Annotated in this window: 14 protein-coding genes and 1 tRNA gene; 3 read left to right on the forward strand and 12 right to left on the reverse strand. The window is 63.0% G+C overall.

Translation table 11 applies throughout. From position 1 onward, the window contains the following. Window positions 1-226: 226 nt before the first annotated feature. Both uvrB and coaE read right to left on the reverse strand, forming a co-directional pair. Window positions 227-2,311, reverse strand: coding sequence for an excinuclease ABC subunit UvrB (gene uvrB / locus QP415_RS00665; RefSeq protein ID WP_016461716.1), 2,085 nt, complete (start codon window positions 2,309-2,311; stop codon window positions 227-229). Window positions 2,312-2,393: 82 nt separating this feature from the next. After that, a complete protein-coding gene (gene coaE, locus QP415_RS00670) occupies window positions 2,394-3,086 on the reverse strand; it encodes a dephospho-CoA kinase (protein WP_016461717.1) in 693 nt (230 codons plus the stop codon). Between the two features lie 91 nt (window positions 3,087-3,177). On the opposite strand from coaE, the gene brnQ reads away from it, so the two are divergent. Beyond that, entirely contained in the window at window positions 3,178-4,527 is a 1,350-nt protein-coding gene (gene brnQ, locus QP415_RS00675) for a branched-chain amino acid transport system II carrier protein (RefSeq protein WP_285097919.1), read from the forward strand. Window positions 4,528-4,743: 216 nt separating this feature from the next. Here brnQ and QP415_RS00680 read toward each other — a convergent pair whose 3' ends face one another. The 3 genes from QP415_RS00680 to polA all read right to left on the reverse strand — a co-directional run bounded on the left by QP415_RS00680 (window position 4,744) and on the right by polA (window position 9,385). Further along, entirely contained in the window at window positions 4,744-4,959 is a 216-nt protein-coding gene (locus tag QP415_RS00680) for a hypothetical protein (RefSeq protein ID WP_148332994.1), read from the reverse strand. 91 nt (window positions 4,960-5,050) lie between these two features. Then, a complete protein-coding gene (rpsA, locus tag QP415_RS00685) occupies window positions 5,051-6,487 on the reverse strand; it encodes a 30S ribosomal protein S1 (protein ID WP_016461719.1) in 1,437 nt (478 codons plus the stop codon). 171 nt (window positions 6,488-6,658) lie between these two features. Then, on the reverse strand, window positions 6,659-9,385 hold the full coding sequence (gene polA / locus QP415_RS00690) for a DNA polymerase I (RefSeq protein WP_285097927.1): 2,727 nt from the start codon (window positions 9,383-9,385) through the stop codon (window positions 6,659-6,661). On the opposite strand from polA, the gene QP415_RS00695 reads away from it, so the two are divergent. After that, on the forward strand, window positions 9,384-9,860 hold the full coding sequence (locus QP415_RS00695) for a hotdog fold thioesterase (protein WP_016461721.1): 477 nt from the start codon (window positions 9,384-9,386) through the stop codon (window positions 9,858-9,860). The genes polA and QP415_RS00695 overlap by 2 nt on opposite strands. 57 nt (window positions 9,861-9,917) lie before the next feature. Here QP415_RS00695 and QP415_RS00700 read toward each other — a convergent pair whose 3' ends face one another. Further along, window positions 9,918-10,508 (reverse strand): ANTAR domain-containing response regulator, encoded by a 591-nt coding sequence (locus QP415_RS00700; protein WP_007588074.1) that lies wholly within the window; start codon window positions 10,506-10,508, stop codon window positions 9,918-9,920. A gap of 63 nt (window positions 10,509-10,571) precedes the next feature. On the opposite strand from QP415_RS00700, the gene QP415_RS00705 reads away from it, so the two are divergent. Then, a tRNA-Leu gene (locus tag QP415_RS00705) sits at window positions 10,572-10,645 on the forward strand. 131 nt (window positions 10,646-10,776) lie between these two features. On the opposite strand, the gene QP415_RS00710 is transcribed toward QP415_RS00705, so the two are convergent. From QP415_RS00710 to trpC, 6 genes are all read right to left on the reverse strand, one after another. Next, entirely contained in the window at window positions 10,777-10,992 is a 216-nt protein-coding gene (locus QP415_RS00710; protein WP_016461722.1) for a hypothetical protein, read from the reverse strand. A 239-nt stretch (window positions 10,993-11,231) separates the two neighbouring features. Beyond that, complete coding sequence (gene pyk / locus QP415_RS00715) at window positions 11,232-12,677, reverse strand: pyruvate kinase (protein ID WP_082157768.1); 1,446 nt, start codon at window positions 12,675-12,677, stop codon at window positions 11,232-11,234. Between the two features lie 124 nt (window positions 12,678-12,801). Continuing rightward, entirely contained in the window at window positions 12,802-13,761 is a 960-nt protein-coding gene (gene lgt / locus QP415_RS00720; protein ID WP_016461724.1) for a prolipoprotein diacylglyceryl transferase, read from the reverse strand. Further along, entirely contained in the window at window positions 13,758-14,567 is an 810-nt protein-coding gene (trpA, locus tag QP415_RS00725) for a tryptophan synthase subunit alpha (RefSeq protein WP_016461725.1), read from the reverse strand. The genes lgt and trpA overlap by 4 nt, the downstream gene beginning before the upstream one ends. 1 nt (window position 14,568) lies before the next feature. Then, a complete protein-coding gene (gene trpB / locus QP415_RS00730) occupies window positions 14,569-15,864 on the reverse strand; it encodes a tryptophan synthase subunit beta (protein ID WP_016461726.1) in 1,296 nt (431 codons plus the stop codon). Beyond that, the gene (trpC, locus tag QP415_RS00735; RefSeq protein ID WP_285097945.1) at window positions 15,864-16,712 is read right to left on the reverse strand and encodes an indole-3-glycerol phosphate synthase TrpC; all 849 of its coding nucleotides are present in this window, start codon (window positions 16,710-16,712) and stop codon (window positions 15,864-15,866) included. The genes trpB and trpC overlap by 1 nt, the downstream gene beginning before the upstream one ends. Window positions 16,713-16,737 lie beyond the last annotated feature (25 nt).

A 16,737-nucleotide genomic window follows, 5' to 3' on the forward strand; every position in this document is an offset into this window, starting at 1 on the left:
TGGCCAGTGACACCGGAGGCCGCGCCGCGTGGGCGGGCCGTCGTGATGACGACGCCACTGTTGGTGGGAGTACTCCCCTCCGCTTACAGCTCTATCCTAGTCGGACACAGCCTCTGTCCGGTGATTCATGACAAGTGGCGTCCGTCGCCTTGACGATGCGCACTGCTCCCACAAGACGAGGTCGGGGCTACCTTCGACGTCTCACCATGCCGGGCGAAAAGCACGCTCAGTGTGCTCGCTTCATGGCACGCAGTTCCTTCTTGAGGTCTTCGATTTCGTCGCGCAAGCGAGCAGCGACCTCGAATTGGAGGTGCTGGGCGGCGGTCATCATCTGGGCAGATAGCTCCTCGATGAGTTCAGCGAGCTCAGCTTCGGCACGCTGGCCCGACGTCACGGCGCGACCGCCACCGGTCGCGTCAGTGCGCTCCCGCTTGCTCTTCTCCTTGCGGTATCCGCCCTCGAGCAACGTCTGCGTGTCAACCTGCTCGCGTGCCAGCATGTCGGTGACGTCGGAGATCTTCTTGCGCAGTGGCTGGGGGTCGATGCCGTGTTCCTTGTTGTACGCGATCTGGATTTCGCGACGACGCATGGTCTCGGAGATGGCCTCGTTCATCGAATCCGTCATGTTGTCGGCGTACATGTGGACCTCGCCGGACACGTTTCGGGCGGCGCGGCCGATCGTCTGAATGAGGGAACGGGTGGAACGCAGGAAGCCTTCCTTGTCGGCGTCGAGGATGGAGACGAGGGAGACCTCGGGCAGGTCCAGGCCCTCGCGCAGCAGGTTGATGCCGACGAGCACGTCGAAGGTACCCAGGCGCAGCTCGCGCAGCAGTTCGACGCGGCGCAGCGTGTCGACATCGGAGTGCAGGTACTCGACTTTGACGCCACGCTCGGCCAGGTAGGTCGTGAGCTCCTCGGCCATCTTCTTGGTGAGGGTGGTGACGAGGACGCGCTCGTCGCGTTCAACGCGCAGACGCACCTGTTCGAGGAGATCATCGATCTGTCCCTCGGTGGGTTTGACGACAACGAGCGGATCGACGAGGCCCGTCGGACGAATGATCTGCTCGACCACGCCGTCCGAGCGCTCAAGCTCATAGGGGCCGGGGGTCGCGGAGAGGTAGACGGTCTGGCCGATGCGCTGCGTGAACTCATCCCATTTGAGCGGGCGGTTGTCCATCGCCGAGGGCAGGCGGAATCCGTAGTCGACAAGGGTTCGCTTGCGCGACATGTCGCCCTCGAACATCGCGCCGATCTGTGGGACGGTCACGTGGGACTCATCGATGATGAGCAGGAAGTCGTCGGGAAAGTAATCCAGGAGCGTGTGCGGGGGTGTGCCCGGGCCTCGCCCGTCGATGTGGCGCGAGTAGTTCTCGACGCCCGAGCAGGAGCCGATTTCCTTGAGCATCTCCAGGTCGAAGGTCGTGCGCATGCGCAGGCGTTGCTCCTCGAGGAGCTTGTTCTGCGCCCGGAACCATGCGAGACGGTCGTCAAGCTCGTCCTCGATCGAGGCGATCGCCTTCTTCATGCGCTCCTCACCCGCCACATAGTGCGAGGCGGGGAACAGGTAGGTGTGGTCGACCTGGTCGATCACGTCGCCGGTCAGCGGGTGCAGCACCGCGAGAGAATCGATCTCGTCGCCGAACATCTCGATGCGAATCGCGAGCTCCTCATACACCGGGATGATTTCGATCGTGTCGCCGCGCACGCGGAAGGTGCCGCGCGTGAACGCCATGTCGTTACGCACGTACTGCATGGCGACGAAGCGACGCAGCAGCGCGTCACGGTCGATAATCATGCCCCGCTCGAGCTCGATCATACGGGCCACGTATTCCTCGGGAGTACCGAGGCCGTAGATGCAGGACACGGAGGAGACGACGACGGTATCACGCCGCGTGAGCAGGGAGTTCGTGGCGCTGTGCCGCAGGCGCTCGACCTCGTCGTTGATCGAGGAATCCTTCTCGATGAACGTGTCCGTCTGGGGGACGTAGGCCTCGGGCTGGTAGTAGTCGTAGTAGGACACGAAGTACTCGACCGCGTTATTGGGCAGCAGCTCGCGGAACTCGGCGGCGAGCTGGGCGGCGAGGGTCTTGTTGGGCTCGAGGACCAGCGCGGGGCGTTGCAGTTCCTCGATGAGCCACGCCGTGGTCGCGCTCTTGCCCGTGCCCGTCGCACCCATGAGGACGACGTCCTGCTCGCCGTCGCGAATGCGCGCAGCCAGCTCTCGGATCGCCTTGGGCTGGTCACCCGACGGCGTGTAGGGGGAGATGACCTCGAAAGGCTTGTCTTGGCGGATGACGGGGGTTTCGCTCACCCTCCTACGCTACCGTCCAGGCACTGGAGCTGCGCGCACAAAGCACATGGGTTCGCGAGGAGCGTGGAGCGCCCCGGCCTCGTCAATCAGTGACGGGAACGTCCGGGGTCAGCCAGTACTCGTAGACGAGGCCTGCAACCTTCTCGAGGTCGTCGGCGCTGCCCTCGTTGTCGATCCAGATGGACGCGATGGCACGGCGCTCCTGCGACGAGGCCTGGGCGCGGATACGTGCACGCGCATCCTCGGGGGCCACTCCCCTGCCCTCCAGTCGCTTGATGCGCGCCTCGATGGGCGCATCCACAATGACAACCGCGTCGAAGCGATCCGCCTGGTCTCCTTCGATGAGGAGCGGAATGTCGTAGACCGCGAGGGTGCCCTCAGGGGCTCCACGCAGGATTGACCACGCTCGGGCCTCGATAACGGGGTGCGTGATGGCATTCAGCCGGGCGACCCGTTCGTCGGCCCCTTCGCCTCCAAATACCCGAGCTGCCAGGAGCGCCCGGTCCAAGCTGCCGTCGTCCCCGATGAGGTCATCCCCAAAAGCCCGTGCGACCTCGGCAAGCGCTGGTTCTCCCGGCTCGAGTATCTGTCGCGCAATGGCATCGGCGTCGGCGATGACAGCTCCCTTGGACGCGAAGACGCGCGTCACCGTTGACTTGCCAGAGCCGATGCCACCACTGACCGCGATGATGCGGCGTGGTCCTTGACTGCGAGGCGCGGCGGGCGGACGGATGAGCGCGGCCGTACAAGACCCGGAGCGAAGAGCAGTGTTCACTCGCCCAGCCTATCGCTCCTGCGGTTGCGCTTATATGCCCCCATGCAAGAATTGGAGCTGTTAGAGAACCCACATCATCAAGTGAGTAGCAGTGACGCAGACAGTCAACGACGATTCCACTGAGCGTTCAGGCATCGCGGTCCTCATCGCGACCTCCCTGACGCTCTTCTCCATGTTCTTCGGTGCAGGCAACCTGATCTTCCCGCCGATCATGGGCGCGTCGGCCGGCACCAACTTAACCCCCGCGATGATCGGCTTCCTCATCGGCGGAGTCGCTCTGCCCGTCATCTCGATCATTACGATTGCCCTGTCCGGGACGGATATCCGCGATCTTGTCAGTCGTGCGGGAAAGCCCTTCGGACTCGTCTTCTCCGTCATGGTGTATCTGTCGATCGGCGCTTTCTACGCGCTGCCCCGTACGGGTGCCGTGTCTTTCTCAACGGCTGTCGCGCCCATTATTGGGACGAAGTCTCTCACCGCGTCAATCATCTTCAGTTTTATTTTCTTCGCCATCGCCTTCTATCTGTGCTGGAATCCCGGCCACATCATCGATGCGCTCGGCAAAGTGCTCACACCGATTCTGCTCGGGCTCCTTGTGCTCCTGGTGTTCCTCTGCCTGGCTTCCCTGCCAGCCTCGCACGATGCGCCGACCGGGGAGTACACGGCGTCTCCCCTTGCCGCGGGTCTCCTGGAAGGCTACATGACGATGGACTCGATCGCCGCTCTGGCCTTCGGCATCATCGTCGTCACGTCGCTGGGACATACGGGTGGAGGCATCGGCGCGAAGGTCGTTCGTCGTACATCGACGGCGGCGATTATCGCAGGTTCGCTGCTCGGCGTCGTCTACGTGGGGCTGGGCCTCATCGGCCACGTGATCCCGAATGCTCAAAGCTACAGCGACGGTGCAACCCTGCTCGCCGATGCTGCCCAGATGACGATGGGGTGGCCCGGGCAGATTGTCTTCGGCCTGATCGTTCTGACGGCCTGCATGACGACGGCTGTCGGCTTGATCGCCGCGACATCGGAGTTCTTCCACCGCCTCCTCCCGCAGGTCTCCTACCGCGCATGGATGATCGTCTTTACGATTATTTCCTTCGCACTGTCCTCTGCAGGCCTCAGCTCTGTACTCGCAATCGCGGTCCCCATCATCACGTTCCTCTACCCCGTCGCGATCACGGTCGTGTTCGTCACGATCATCACTCACCCCATGCGCCTCGCAACGTCGGCACTGTGGACGTTCCGTCTGAGCGCATGGATGGCAGCGGCTTGGTCTGCGGCAACGACGCTGGCACATGTCGGCGTAGCGACAGACGCTTTCAACTCCGTGCTCATGGTGAGCCCGCTTCAAGCAAATCAGCTCGGTTGGATCCTCCCCACCGTCGTCGCGGCAATGATCGGCGCGTGCGTGGACCTGGCAGTGATGAAGCGCTCGGCGACCTGATCACTGTCAGCGCCAGACCCCACACAGCATCATTGTTGAGCGGGGTCTCGTTGTCTGTGCGACGAGGCCACGACGTCAGCCAGAACAAAAGTCGCACATAATTTCCAACGGTCAGTTTTCAAGCCCCTCTCAAAACGTTGCAATTCCAACGATGCAACTTCAACGTGTGAAAGACACGCAAGGGAATTACGTGCGACATTGTTGAGTAACCCGTCATCACAAGACCGAGGGGGCCTGGCTGCGGCGCACGTGGGCCGCGGCGGGGCCTGGCCAGAGCATGCCTAGCGCCGCCCGATTGGAGGCCGCCGCGAGGACTGCGGGGCCCGGCCGGGCTTCGAGACGACGCGCCGAGCGAAGCTCGCGGCGCGGACGGCGAGCGGGCGGGCAGGCCTCGCGGCGGTCGGAGATCTGGCGGCGGCCAAAATTAGACAAAAAGTGGTGGCCCCCAGGAAAACCCGGGGGCCACCACCTATGTGTTCACAAACGTGAACTGACGAGTTGAAGGTCAGTCACAAAGACTGGTTCAGTTGTTCGTCAGCTTCTCACGCAGCGCGGCCAGGGCCTCGTCGGAAGCAAGGGTGCCCTCGTTGTCGACCGGGGTCGAGTAGGAGGCCTGCTCCTCGATGGAGGGAGCCGCTTCGGCGTCCTCTTCGAGGGCCTTGCGGACCTGAGCCTTGTGGGCCTCCCAGCGGGCCTGAGCCTCGGCGTACTGGGCTTCCCAAGCCTCGCGCTGAGCGTCGAAGCCTTCCATCCACTCCTGGGTCTCCGGATCGAAGCCCTCGGGGTACTTGTAGTTGCCGTTCTCGTCGTACTCGGCGGCCATACCGTAGAGCGAGGGATCGAACTCTTCAGAGTTCGGGTCCACGCCCTCGTTGGCCTGCTTGAGGGACAGGGAGATGCGGCGACGCTCGAGGTCGATGTCGATGACCTTGACGAAGACCTCTTCGCCGACCTTGACGACCTGGTCGGGCAGCTCGACGTGACGCTGAGCCAGCTCGGAGATGTGGACGAGGCCCTCGATGCCGTCCTCGACGCGCACGAACGCGCCGAAGGGGACCAGCTTGGTGACCTTGCCGGGCACAACCTGGCCGATGGCGTGGGTGCGGGCGAATGCCTGCCACGGATCTTCCTGGGTGGCCTTGAGCGACAGGGAGACGCGCTCGCGATCCATGTCGACGTCGAGAACCTCGACGGTGACTTCCTGGCCAACCTCGACGACCTCGGACGGGTGGTCGATGTGCTTCCAGGACAGCTCGGAGACGTGAACCAGGCCGTCGACACCACCGAGATCGACGAATGCGCCGAAGTTGACGATGGAGGAGACGACGCCGGTGCGCACCTGGCCCTTCTGGAGGGTGTGCAGGAAGTTCGTGCGGACCTCGGACTGGGTCTGCTCGAGCCATGCGCGGCGGGACAGGACCACGTTGTTGCGGTTCTTGTCGAGCTCGATGATCTTCGCTTCGATCTCGCGACCGATGTAGGGGGCGAGGTCGCGGACGCGACGCATCTCGACGAGGGAGGCGGGCAGGAAGCCGCGCAGGCCGATGTCGAGGATCAGGCCGCCCTTGACGACCTCGATGACGGTGCCGGTAACGACGCCGTCCTCTTCCTTGATCTTCTCGATCTGGCCCCACGCGCGCTCGTACTGCGCACGCTTCTTCGACAGGAGGAGGCGGCCTTCCTTGTCTTCCTTCTGGAGGACGAGCGCCTCGATCTGGTCGCCCACGGCGACAACGTCGTCGGGGTTGACGTCGTGCTTGATGGACAGCTCGCGAGAGAGGATGACACCCTCGGTCTTGTAGCCGATGTCGAGGAGGACCTCGTCGTGGTCGACCTTGACGACAGTGCCCTCGACGATGTCACCATCGTTGAAGTACTTGATGGTCTCGTCGATGGCTGCGATCAGGTCTGCTTCCGAACCAATGTCGTTGATAGCGACCTGCGGCGTGTTGGTGGTCATGTAGTAGTTTCTCCGAAACGGACTGGATAGTAGATGGACAGTTCCAGCGCCTGAAGACCGATGCGGATGCACCTGTCCCCAGACACTGGGGTTTAGTTTAGCAGCCTTTGACGGGCAAATGTGACGAATTTGGCGACACTTTCCGTGGCGTGCGTCGCGTCGTCTTGACCGTCAGTGCGCCGCGAGCTGCCAAGACGCGCCGATCCCAATGGCGACATCGAGCGGCACGGAAAGCTCGACGGGGGTGGCCATCTTGTCTCGGACGATGCTCTCGACGTGGGCTGCCTCACCAGGAGCGACTTCGAGGAGCAATTCGTCGTGAATCTGGACGAGGAGCCGCGACGCGAGTCCCGCCTCGGCCAATGCGGTCGCAACGTTCATCATCGCGATCTTCACGATGTCTGCCGCGCTGCCTTGAATGGGTGCATTCAGGGCGGCACGCTCAGCCATCTCACGACGCTGGCGGTTCGAGGAGCGCAGGTCGGGTAGGTAGCGGCGCCGGCCAAACATGGTCTGGGTGTATCCGTCAGCTCGCGCCTGCGCAACGAGTCCTTCGAGGTAGTCGCGGACTTTCCCAAAGCGTTCGAAGTAGCGATCACGCAGGGCGGCGGCCTCGGGCACGGGAATACCGAGCTGGGCGGCGAGGCCGTAGGAGGATAGACCATAGGCCAGTCCGTATGAGGTGGCCTTGATACGCGAGCGTTCCTCACCTGTCACCTCGGCGACTGGAGTGCCGAACACCATTGACGCCATGGTCCGATGCAGGTCCTCACCGGAGTTGAACGCCTCAATGAGCGCCTCATCTCCGGACAGGTGCGCCATCAGGCGCATTTCGATCTGCGAGTAGTCCGCGCTCATCAGTGACTCAAAGCCTTCACCTGCAACGAAGGCGCCACGGATACGCATACCGTCGGCGCTGCGCGCGGGGATGTTCTGCAAGTTCGGGTCGGAGGACGCCAGGCGACCCGTGGCCGCGGCGACCTGGGAGAAGGTCGTGTGGATGCGTCCGTCGGAGGCGACGGTGGCGGACAGGGAGTCGACCATCTGCTTGAGCTTGATGCGGTCGCGGTGGGTGAGCAGGAACCCGAGGAAGTCGTGCCCCGCTCCCCCCTCGTCCGCGGTCTTCGCGTGCAGGTCAGCCAGGGCCTCGGCGTTCGTCGTGTACCCGGTCTTCGTCTTCTTCGTCTTGGGCAGACCGAAGTGATCGAAGAGAAGCTCCTGGAGCTGCTTGGGGCTCGATAGGTTGACCTCGCGTCCCGCCGCGGCCCACGCTCCCTCGCGCGCGGCATCGACGGCCTTGCCGAGCTCGTCGGAGAGCCCATCGAGCACGGACGTGTCTGCGGCAATGCCGATGTCTTCCATCTGACCGAGCAAGATCGACAGGGGCATCTCCATGTCGGTGAGAAGAGAGGCTTCGGAGCTTTCCTCCAGACGCGAGCTGAGAGTGGAGGCAAGCGGGTGCAGGTGGGCGGCCAACTTCCCAGCGCGCACCTGGGCTGCGCTCGGGCCAGCTCCCATGTCGCCGAGATCGAAGAGAGCCTCAGAGTCACCTTTCTCTTCCTCGATCACGACGCCGAGGACACGCGACAGAACATCTTCGAGCTTGTGGGAGCGCTGATCGGGATGCGCGAGATAGGCAGCCAGCATGGTGTCGAACGCGACGCCGCCGAGAGTCCAGCCGCGCGAAGCGAGCGCATGACGTGTGCCCTTCGCGTCATGCACGATCAGGGACGAGGCCGTGGCAAGAACGTCACCGAGCGCTTCCTCCTGCTTGGGACTCAGTTCGACGGGGTCGATCACGAGCGCCTCGTTGTCAGAGGCGAGGACAAGACGGGTGACGTCGCCACGAGTCGGCCGCATGTCGCCTTCAACGAGCACAGCGAGCGTCGAGTGGGCGCGAGCCCACTGGGCGATGTCGCAGGAAGCATCCGCGAGGGACACCGAGATCTCCACCTCGGCCACAGCCTCGGGCGCCTCGTCGACGCGCCCCTCCCCCATGCCGACACCGGCGACCTCGCGCACCTTCTGGCGCAGACGCCCAAACTCGAGAGAGTCGAAGAGACGGTCGACGGCGGCAATATCCGTTGGACGACGCGCGAGATCGCTCAGCGACACCTCAAGGTCCATGTCGGTGAGCAGACGATTGAGACGACGATTGCGCGCCACGTCGTCCATGTGTTCACGCAGTGCAGCGCCGCGCTTTCCACCGATCTCATCGGCACGCGCCAGCAGGTTATCGAGACCGTCAAACTTGTTGATCCACTGCGCGGCGGTCTTCGGTCCCACACCTGGCACACCAGGCAGGTTATCCGACGTCTCCCCCACGATTGCAGCGATCTCGGGGTAACGATGCGGCGGTACGCCGTACTTGTCTTCGACTGCCTGCGGAGTCATACGGCGCAGATCACCAGGCCCCGTACCGGGATAGAGCACAGTCACGTTGTCGGTCACCGTCTGGAACGAGTCACGATCACCGGACACCACCAGAACAGTCGATCCCTCGTGACCTGCGCGATACGCGAGAGTCGCAAGGATATCGTCGGCCTCAAAACCCTCACGGGACAGAGACACGATACCCATCGCATCAAGCACCTCGCGGATGAGCTCCACCTGCCCCTTAAATTCTTCGGGCGTCGCGTCACGCGTGCCCTTGTACTCCGGGTACTCCTCAGTACGGAATGAGTGCCTCGACACATCGAAAGCGACCGCGATATGCGTCGGCCGCTCGGTCTCCAACAGGCGCGTCAGCATTGAAACGAAGCCATAAACAGCGTTCGTGTGCTGGCCAGTGGCCGTCACAAAGTTATCCGGCGGGAGCGCATAGAAGGCGCGAAACGCCATGGAATGGCCATCAATAATCAGCACAGTGTCACTCACACATGCCACCCTAGATGCCATGACACATGATCACCAGACGAAACACACGCAGTCTTCCTCACCCGATCCCCTCGCCCGCGGTGGCTGGGTCGGTGCACACTGGCCCGGAACCCTCATGGAAGCCACCGGCATGGAGGTTGTCGAGCACAGTGCTGTGCGCACCGTCATCTCGATGCCGATCGACGGAAACCGCCAGAGCGCTGGCATTCTGCACGGAGGTGCTTCCGCAGCACTTGCCGAGACGGCTGCATCCTTCGCGGCCCAGATTCATGCGCGCGAGACAAACCCCGGCAAGCAGGCCTACGCCGTCGGCACCGAACTCAACGCATCGCATATCAGCGCTGGACGGGAAGGGATCATCACCGCGACCGCAACCGCCGTCCACCTGGGGCGCTCGTCAACCGTCCACACTGTGGAGATCAGGGACGAGGCCGACCGCCTTATCTCAGTCGCACGCGTCACTAACCGAATCCTCGTGCGCTCTAGCCACGACTGAGGGTCAAGAAACAGCAATGGGGAGGGTCATGACCCTCCCCATTCGCATGCGCGACTCTCAGTCGTCAACCTGGTTGATGACCGCGTCAGCGACCTCACGCATCGACAGACGACGATCCATCGACGTCTTCTGGATCCAGCGGAAGGCCTCAGGCTCGCTCATTCCCATGTTCTTCATCAGCAGGCCCTTGGCGCGGTCAACGCGCTTACGAGTCTCGAAGCGATCAGACAGATCGGCGATTTGGTCCTCAAGCGACTCGATCTCAGCGTGACGCGACAGAGCAATCTCAACGGCGGGAATCAGGTCGGCCGGGCTAAACGGCTTCACGACGTAAGCCATCGCACCGGCGTCACGCGCGCGCTCGACAAGCTCCGTCTGCGAGAAGGCGGTGAGCATGACGACGGCGCACGACAGTTCCTGCAAGATCTTTTCCGCTGCTGTGATGCCATCCATCTTCGGCATCTTGACATCCATCACACACAGATCGGGTTCGAGCTCGAGTGCCAGCTCGACAGCTTCCTCACCGTCGGCGGCCTCGCCGACGACCTCGAACCCCGCCTGGGTGAGCGTCTCAACGATATCGAGACGAATCAGCCCCTCGTCTTCTGCGACGAGGACGCGACGCGGTTCAGCCTGCTCTTCACTCATTGTCATATTCCTCAGTTTGATCGGTTTGCTCAGCTGCTCTATTGTGGGTCTCGCACACGCGAAGCCCCGATAGCCCAACTGGCAGAGGCGGTCGGCTCAAACCCGGCTTGTTGTGGGTTCGAATCCCACTCGGGGTACCGCCAGTGGAGTACGTGCTCCTAATGGTACCGGCATTTCAGCGCATATGCGACGTGCGCACCACAATTGATACATCAAAACCGCAGACGGAAAAGGGGCCGACAAGCAATGCTTGTCGGCCCCTGTCGACTCAGGCCACGACGCTCAGTTCGAGACCGAGGTATTCGGCAGCCGCGCCCCTGCGGGCCGGCTCGTCAAGATCGGCGATAGCCTGCTTGACCCTCGAATCGTGGAAGTCAGCAAACCAGGGCTCAACGGCGCGCGAGAGCTGGCCGACCTCCAGGTTGTTGGCCACACGACCAAACAGAGTGTCGTGGACCGACACGGTCCGGATGTTCGTATTCATTTTTCTTCCTCCATCTTCTTCTCTTCGGGCGCCCCAGAAAACATGCTTTGATCGCACAGGCATTTCTGAGCACGCCGAGCAGCACTTTGCTGCGTGTGCCGCGCCGTCGTTGGTGCGGCGTCCACGTGTCTCAACGTGTATCCGTGTACTTTATTCCACGAATCCCGTTTTGTCCACGTGACGAAACAAAAACAGTGGGGGCCCTGGCTCATCGCCAGGGCCCCCACTACTCACGCATCTCACGCGTGGCGCAGACCGCCAATCGCATAGTCGGCTTCATCTCCGACTTCGTGGATACGCAGCATGTTCGAGGAGCCAGCGATGCCCGGCGGCATACCGGCAACGATCACGAGCTGATCACCGATGTCCGCCAGGTGCGAGGACTGCACGACCTGATCGAGCTGCCACACCATGTCGTCCGTGTGTTGTACCTCGGGAACACGGTAGGTCTGAATACCCCAGGACAGCGCGAGGCGACGACGCGTCGACTCGAGCGGCGTGAACGCCAGCATCGGGATCGGACGGCGCATGCGTGAGAGCAGACGCGCCGACGTGCCGGACTGGCTAAACGTCACCAGGTAACGGGCATCCAGGTGCTCGGCGATACGAGCGGCAGCTTCGCAGATAACACCCGCACGATCAGCGTAGAAACCGGGGATCGAGGCGATGCGCTCACCACCGTTTTCTTCCGTCGACTCGATGATGGCGGCCATCGTACGGACGGTCTCAATCGGGAAAGCACCGACCGACGTCTCACCGGACAGCATGACCGCATCGGCGCCATCAAGGATGGCGTTCGCGCAGTCGGAGGCCTCGGCACGCGTGGGGCGCGGGTTCTTGATCATCGAGTCCATAACCTGCGTCGCGACGATGACCGGCTTGGCGGCGATACGAGCAAGCTCAATCGCGCGCTTCTGAACCAGCGGCACGGCTTCCAGGGGCATCTCAACACCGAGGTCACCGCGGGCGACCATGATGCCGTCAAATGCCTCGACGATCTCTTCCAGCGCCTCAACGGCCTGCGGCTTTTCGATCTTGGCGATGACCGGGATGCGCTTGCCCATCTCGTCCATGATCTCGTGGACGTCTTTGATGTCCTGCGCGGAACGCACGAAGGACAGCGCGATGAAGTCGGCATCCTGCTCAATGCCCCAGCGCAGGTCTTCCTTATCCTTTTCAGACAGGGCGGGGACGGACACGGCAACGCCGGGAAGGTTGAGGCCCTTGTGGTCCGAGACCATGCCGGGAACCTCGACGCGGGTCACGACGTCAGTATCCGTCACCTCGACGACGCGGACCGCGACGTTGCCGTCGTCGATCAGCAAGCGGTCACCGGGAGCGCAGTCGCCGGGAAGCCCCTTGAAGGTCGTCCCGACCAGTTCCTTCGTGCCGGGAACATCACGGGTGGTGATGGTGAACGTGTCACCGATCTTGAGCTCCTGGGGGCCATCCTGGAAGGTTTCCAGGCGGATCTTGGGGCCCTGGAGGTCAACCAGGACAGCGACCGCGCGACCGGACGTCGCAGACGCCTTCCTCACGCGCTCAATAACGGCCTCGTGTTCCTCAGCCTTTCCATGCGACCGGTTAATACGCGCGACATCCATGCCGGCGTCCACCAGTGCCTGGAGCTGCTCAGGAGAATCAGTAGCAGGTCCAATAGTGCAGACAATCTTAGCTCGACGCATAGATAAGAGTTTACCGCCCAATCACAGTTGAAACGAGGAGGATCCGCTCCGGGTCGACGTGATCATTCCCATGAATCCGCCTGTGGTAGGACCTCCGCGCGGAGAAAAACGACGAAGCTCGGGATCAGAACGACTCGAGAGTGCTCTCGTTAGCGGACTTTTCTTCACTCACCCCAGCACCGACGATATCGTCAGCGTCACTGTCTTCGGGGGCAGCCTGGTCCTCCGCTTGCTCGTCATCCGCCGCGGATTCGGCGTCGTGTGCATCGACGGTCGTCGGGCGTCCCAGCCGACCAGCGACGACGAACACAAGCACACCGAGCACGAACACGAGCAGGGACGTCCACACGTTGAGGCGCAGACCGAGAACTCGGTGCGCATCATCGATGCGCAGCATTTCGATCCAGCTGCGTCCCGCTGTGTACGCCATCAGGTACAGACCGAACACCTGGCCACCGGCGAAGCGGTGACGACGATCGAGCCACACGATAATGGCGGCTGCGGCAAGGTTCCACAGGCACTCGTAGAGGAACGTCGGGTGGAATAAGGTTCCCGCCGGATACCCGGCGGGCATGTGGGCTACGTCGATCTGAAGTCCCCACGGCATTGTTGTCGGAGCGCCGAAGAGCTCTTGGTTAAACCAGTTTCCCCACCGCCCGATGGCCTGCGCAACGAGCAGCGCCGGGGCCAAAGAATCAGCAATCGGGCCGAAGCGCACTCCTGCACGCTTGACGGCAATAAATGCACCCAGCGCACCGAAGGCGACGCCACCCCAAATTCCGAGGCCACCGCGCCAAATCTGGAAGGCGAGCATCGGATCACCACCCGGGCCAAAGTAGGCATCCGGGGACGTGACGACGTGATAAATCCGCGCACCCACAACTCCGAGCGGAATCGCCCAGAGGGCCACGTCGTAGAGCGTGTCAGGATTTCCTCCGCGAGCACGGTAACGGCGAGCGGTCCACCAGACGCCGATGATCATGCCGACGGCAATAATGATGCCGTAGGCGCGCAGCGGGATCGGGCCGAGGTGCCAGACGCCCTGCGAAGGCGATGGGATGCCGACAGCGACGAGGGTGTTCACGCGCGGGCCCCGCTAACGCCGGCCTTCAGTTCGGTGGCAAGCTCACCGAGAGCCTTCAGACCACGGTCGATCGAGTCGTCGAAGAGCGTCTTCACCAGCGCGGAACCGACGATGACTCCGTCCGCATATGCGCCGATCTCACGGGCCTGCGCGCCATTGGAGACGCCCAGGCCCACACACACGCGCTCGGCGCCAGCGGCGCGAGTACGCGCGACAACGTCAGCGACATGCGCGCCAACAGCCGCACGCGCGCCCGTGACGCCCATCGACGAGGCTGCATACACCCAGCCACGCGAATGCTCGGCGATCAGCTTGAGGCGGTGCTCGGGAGAGGAGGGGGCGCTCAGGTAGATGCGTTCCAGGTCATACTTATCCGACGCGGCCTCCCACTGTGCGCCCTCTTCGGGCGGCAGGTCGGGGGTAATGAGGCCGGAACCGCCCACGGCAGCAAAATCCTTCGCGAAACGCTCAACGCCCCACCACTCAACCGGATTCCAGTAGGTCATCGAGCAGGTCGAAATTCCGTACGAGGTCAGCTCGTCCACCGCGTGGAAGAGGTCCTCGAGGTGGGTACCACGCTCGAGAGCAGCAACGGTCGCTCGCTGGATCGTCGGGCCATCCATTCCGGGATCCGAGTAGGGGAAGCCGAGTTCGATGACGTCAACGCCGCAATCCGCCAGAACTTTGCCCGCGCGAATCGAATCCTCAACAGACGGGAAGCCGACGGGAAGGTAGCCGATGAGAGCCGCGTCGCCACGCTGACGGGCAGCATCAATGGCAACGGCTGAATGGGGTGCACGCGTCATGTCACTTCTCCTCGTTTTGATCCAGGACGGCGACGCCCGACGGCCCGGCACTGGGGTCGATGACCTGCAGCTTCGCTTGTCCGTAGCCGAACCACCGCGATGCGGTATCCACGTCCTTGTCGCCGCGCCCAGACACGGTCACGATGACGATTGGCTCCTCCCCCGGTTCAAAGGGTCCTTCCGCTTCGACCTTGGCCAACGCCCACTTGCGGACACCAGCAAGGGCATGGGAGGACTCGATGGCGGGAATGATGCCCTCGGTGCGGGACAGATGCAGGAACGCCTCCATCGCCTCGGCGTCAGAAATCGGCATGTACGAGGCGCGCCCCGTCCGCGCCAACCAGGCGTGCTCCGGGCCGACACCCGGGTAGTCGAGGCCGGCGGAAATCGAGTGCGAGGCCTTCGTCTGGCCGTCGCGCTCCTGGAGGACGAACGTACGCGCGCCGTGAAGCACGCCCACCTCGTCGGCCGTGATAGAAGCGGCATGACGCCCCGTTTCAAAACCATCGCCCGCAGCCTCGCAGCCAAGGAGCTCGACACTCGGATCATCGATGAACGCGGTGAACGAGCCAATGGCGTTGGAGCCACCACCCACGCAAGCGACCACCACGTCGGGCAGGCGTCCCTCAGCGGCGAGCAGCTGAGCACGCGCCTCATCGCCAATAACACGCTGGAGGTCACGCACGAGTTCAGGGAACGGGTGCGGACCCGCGGCGGTACCGAAGATGTAGTTGGTCGTCTCGACGTTCGTCACCCAGTCACGGAAAGCCTCGTTGATCGCATCCTTGAGGGTCGCGGAACCCGCAGTGACAGCGATGACCTCGGCGCCAAGCATCTGCATGCGTGCGACGTTCAGGGCCTGGCGCTCCGTGTCCTCGCGGCCCATGTAGATCGTGCAATCCAGGCCAAGAAGCGCCGCGGCCGTCGCCGTGGCCACGCCGTGCTGTCCCGCGCCGGTCTCCGCAATGACACGAGTCTTTCCCAGCTCCTTGGTGAGCAACGCCTGCCCAAGCACGTTGTTAATCTTGTGCGAGCCCGTATGGTTCAGGTCCTCGCGCTTGAGGAAGACACGCACGCCACCCAAGTCGGCAGCAAAACGGGGAGCCTCCGTCAACAAGGAGGGACGTCCCGCGTAGTTCAGGAACAGATCGCGCAGGCGGCGCTGGAACGACCGGTCACGCCACAGGCGCTTCCACGCTGCCTCAACCTCCTCGAGGGGACCCATGAGGGACTCGGCAACGAAGCGGCCGCCAAAATCACCGAAGTACGGTCCCTCCACAAAGTTATCGGATGCCATCACTGTCCTTCCTGACGCGCCGCAGCGACGCGAGCCTTACGATCCGTCCGCAGAGCGGGATGCTGTCCGGCACTCACCATGTCCTGAATGCTCGCCATGGGATCGCCCGAGGTCACGAGGGCCTCGCCAACGAGCACCGCATCCGCACCCCACTTGGCGTATTCAAAGACGTCGTGGGCGCTGGCGACGCCAGACTCGGCGACAGCGACAACATCCTGGGGAATCACGTCGATGACCTGCTCAACGGTCGAGCGGTCAACTTCCAGCGTCTTCAGATTGCGCGCGTTCACACCGATAATCGAGGCACCTGCCTCCATCGCACGGAGGGCTTCAAGGCGCGAGTGCGTCTCCACCAGGGCTTCCATACCCAGCGAGCGGGTACGCTCCAGCAGGGACACGAGCACGTTCTGTTCAAGCGCCGCAACGATCAGGAGCACGAGATCAGCGCCGTGAGCACGCGCCTCGTGAATCTGATAGGGCGTCACGATGAAGTCCTTGCGAAGGATCGGAATGTCAACGGCTGCGCGTACCGCATCAAGATCGGCGAGCGAACCGTGAAAGCGACGCTGCTCAGTGAGCACCGAAATGACCGAGGCTCCCCCAGCCTCGTACGTTGAGGCGAGCGCGGCCGGATCCGGGATCGCCGCCAGCGCGCCCTTCGACGGCGACGAGCGCTTCACCTCGGAGATGATCTTGACGGCGCCGTCTCGGCCCCGCAGAGCACCAAGCGCATCCTTCGCCTCCGGAACCTGAGTCTCCATCTCCTTGATCCGAGCCAAAGGGACGCGGTCTTCACGCTCCTTCAGGTCCTGCCGGACCCCGGCGATAATGTCATCGAGAACGCTCACGACGCTCCCCTTTCAGGCAGAAACG

The organism is Pauljensenia sp. UMB3104 (genome assembly GCF_030217285.1).
GTDB lineage: Bacteria > Actinomycetota > Actinomycetes > Actinomycetales > Actinomycetaceae > Pauljensenia.

What these genes read in the sequence shown, in the direction of transcription:
- QP415_RS00700 (WP_007588074.1), bottom strand. Translation starts at nt 10,508, where the DNA reads ATGAGTGAAGAGCAGGCTGAACCGCGTCGCGTCCTCGTCGCAGAAGAC.
- trpB (WP_016461726.1), bottom strand. Translation starts at nt 15,864, where the DNA reads ATGGCATCCGATAACTTTGTGGAGGGACCGTACTTCGGTGATTTTGGC.
- pyk (WP_082157768.1), bottom strand. Translation starts at nt 12,677, where the DNA reads ATGCGTCGAGCTAAGATTGTCTGCACTATTGGACCTGCTACTGATTCT.
- rpsA (WP_016461719.1), bottom strand. Translation starts at nt 6,487, where the DNA reads ATGACCACCAACACGCCGCAGGTCGCTATCAACGACATTGGTTCGGAA.
- polA (WP_285097927.1), bottom strand. Translation starts at nt 9,385, where the DNA reads ATGGCATCTAGGGTGGCATGTGTGAGTGACACTGTGCTGATTATTGAT.
- trpA (WP_016461725.1), bottom strand. Translation starts at nt 14,567, where the DNA reads ATGACGCGTGCACCCCATTCAGCCGTTGCCATTGATGCTGCCCGTCAG.
- QP415_RS00710 (WP_016461722.1), bottom strand. Translation starts at nt 10,992, where the DNA reads ATGAATACGAACATCCGGACCGTGTCGGTCCACGACACTCTGTTTGGT.
- QP415_RS00695 (WP_016461721.1), top strand. Translation starts at nt 9,384, where the DNA reads ATGACACATGATCACCAGACGAAACACACGCAGTCTTCCTCACCCGAT.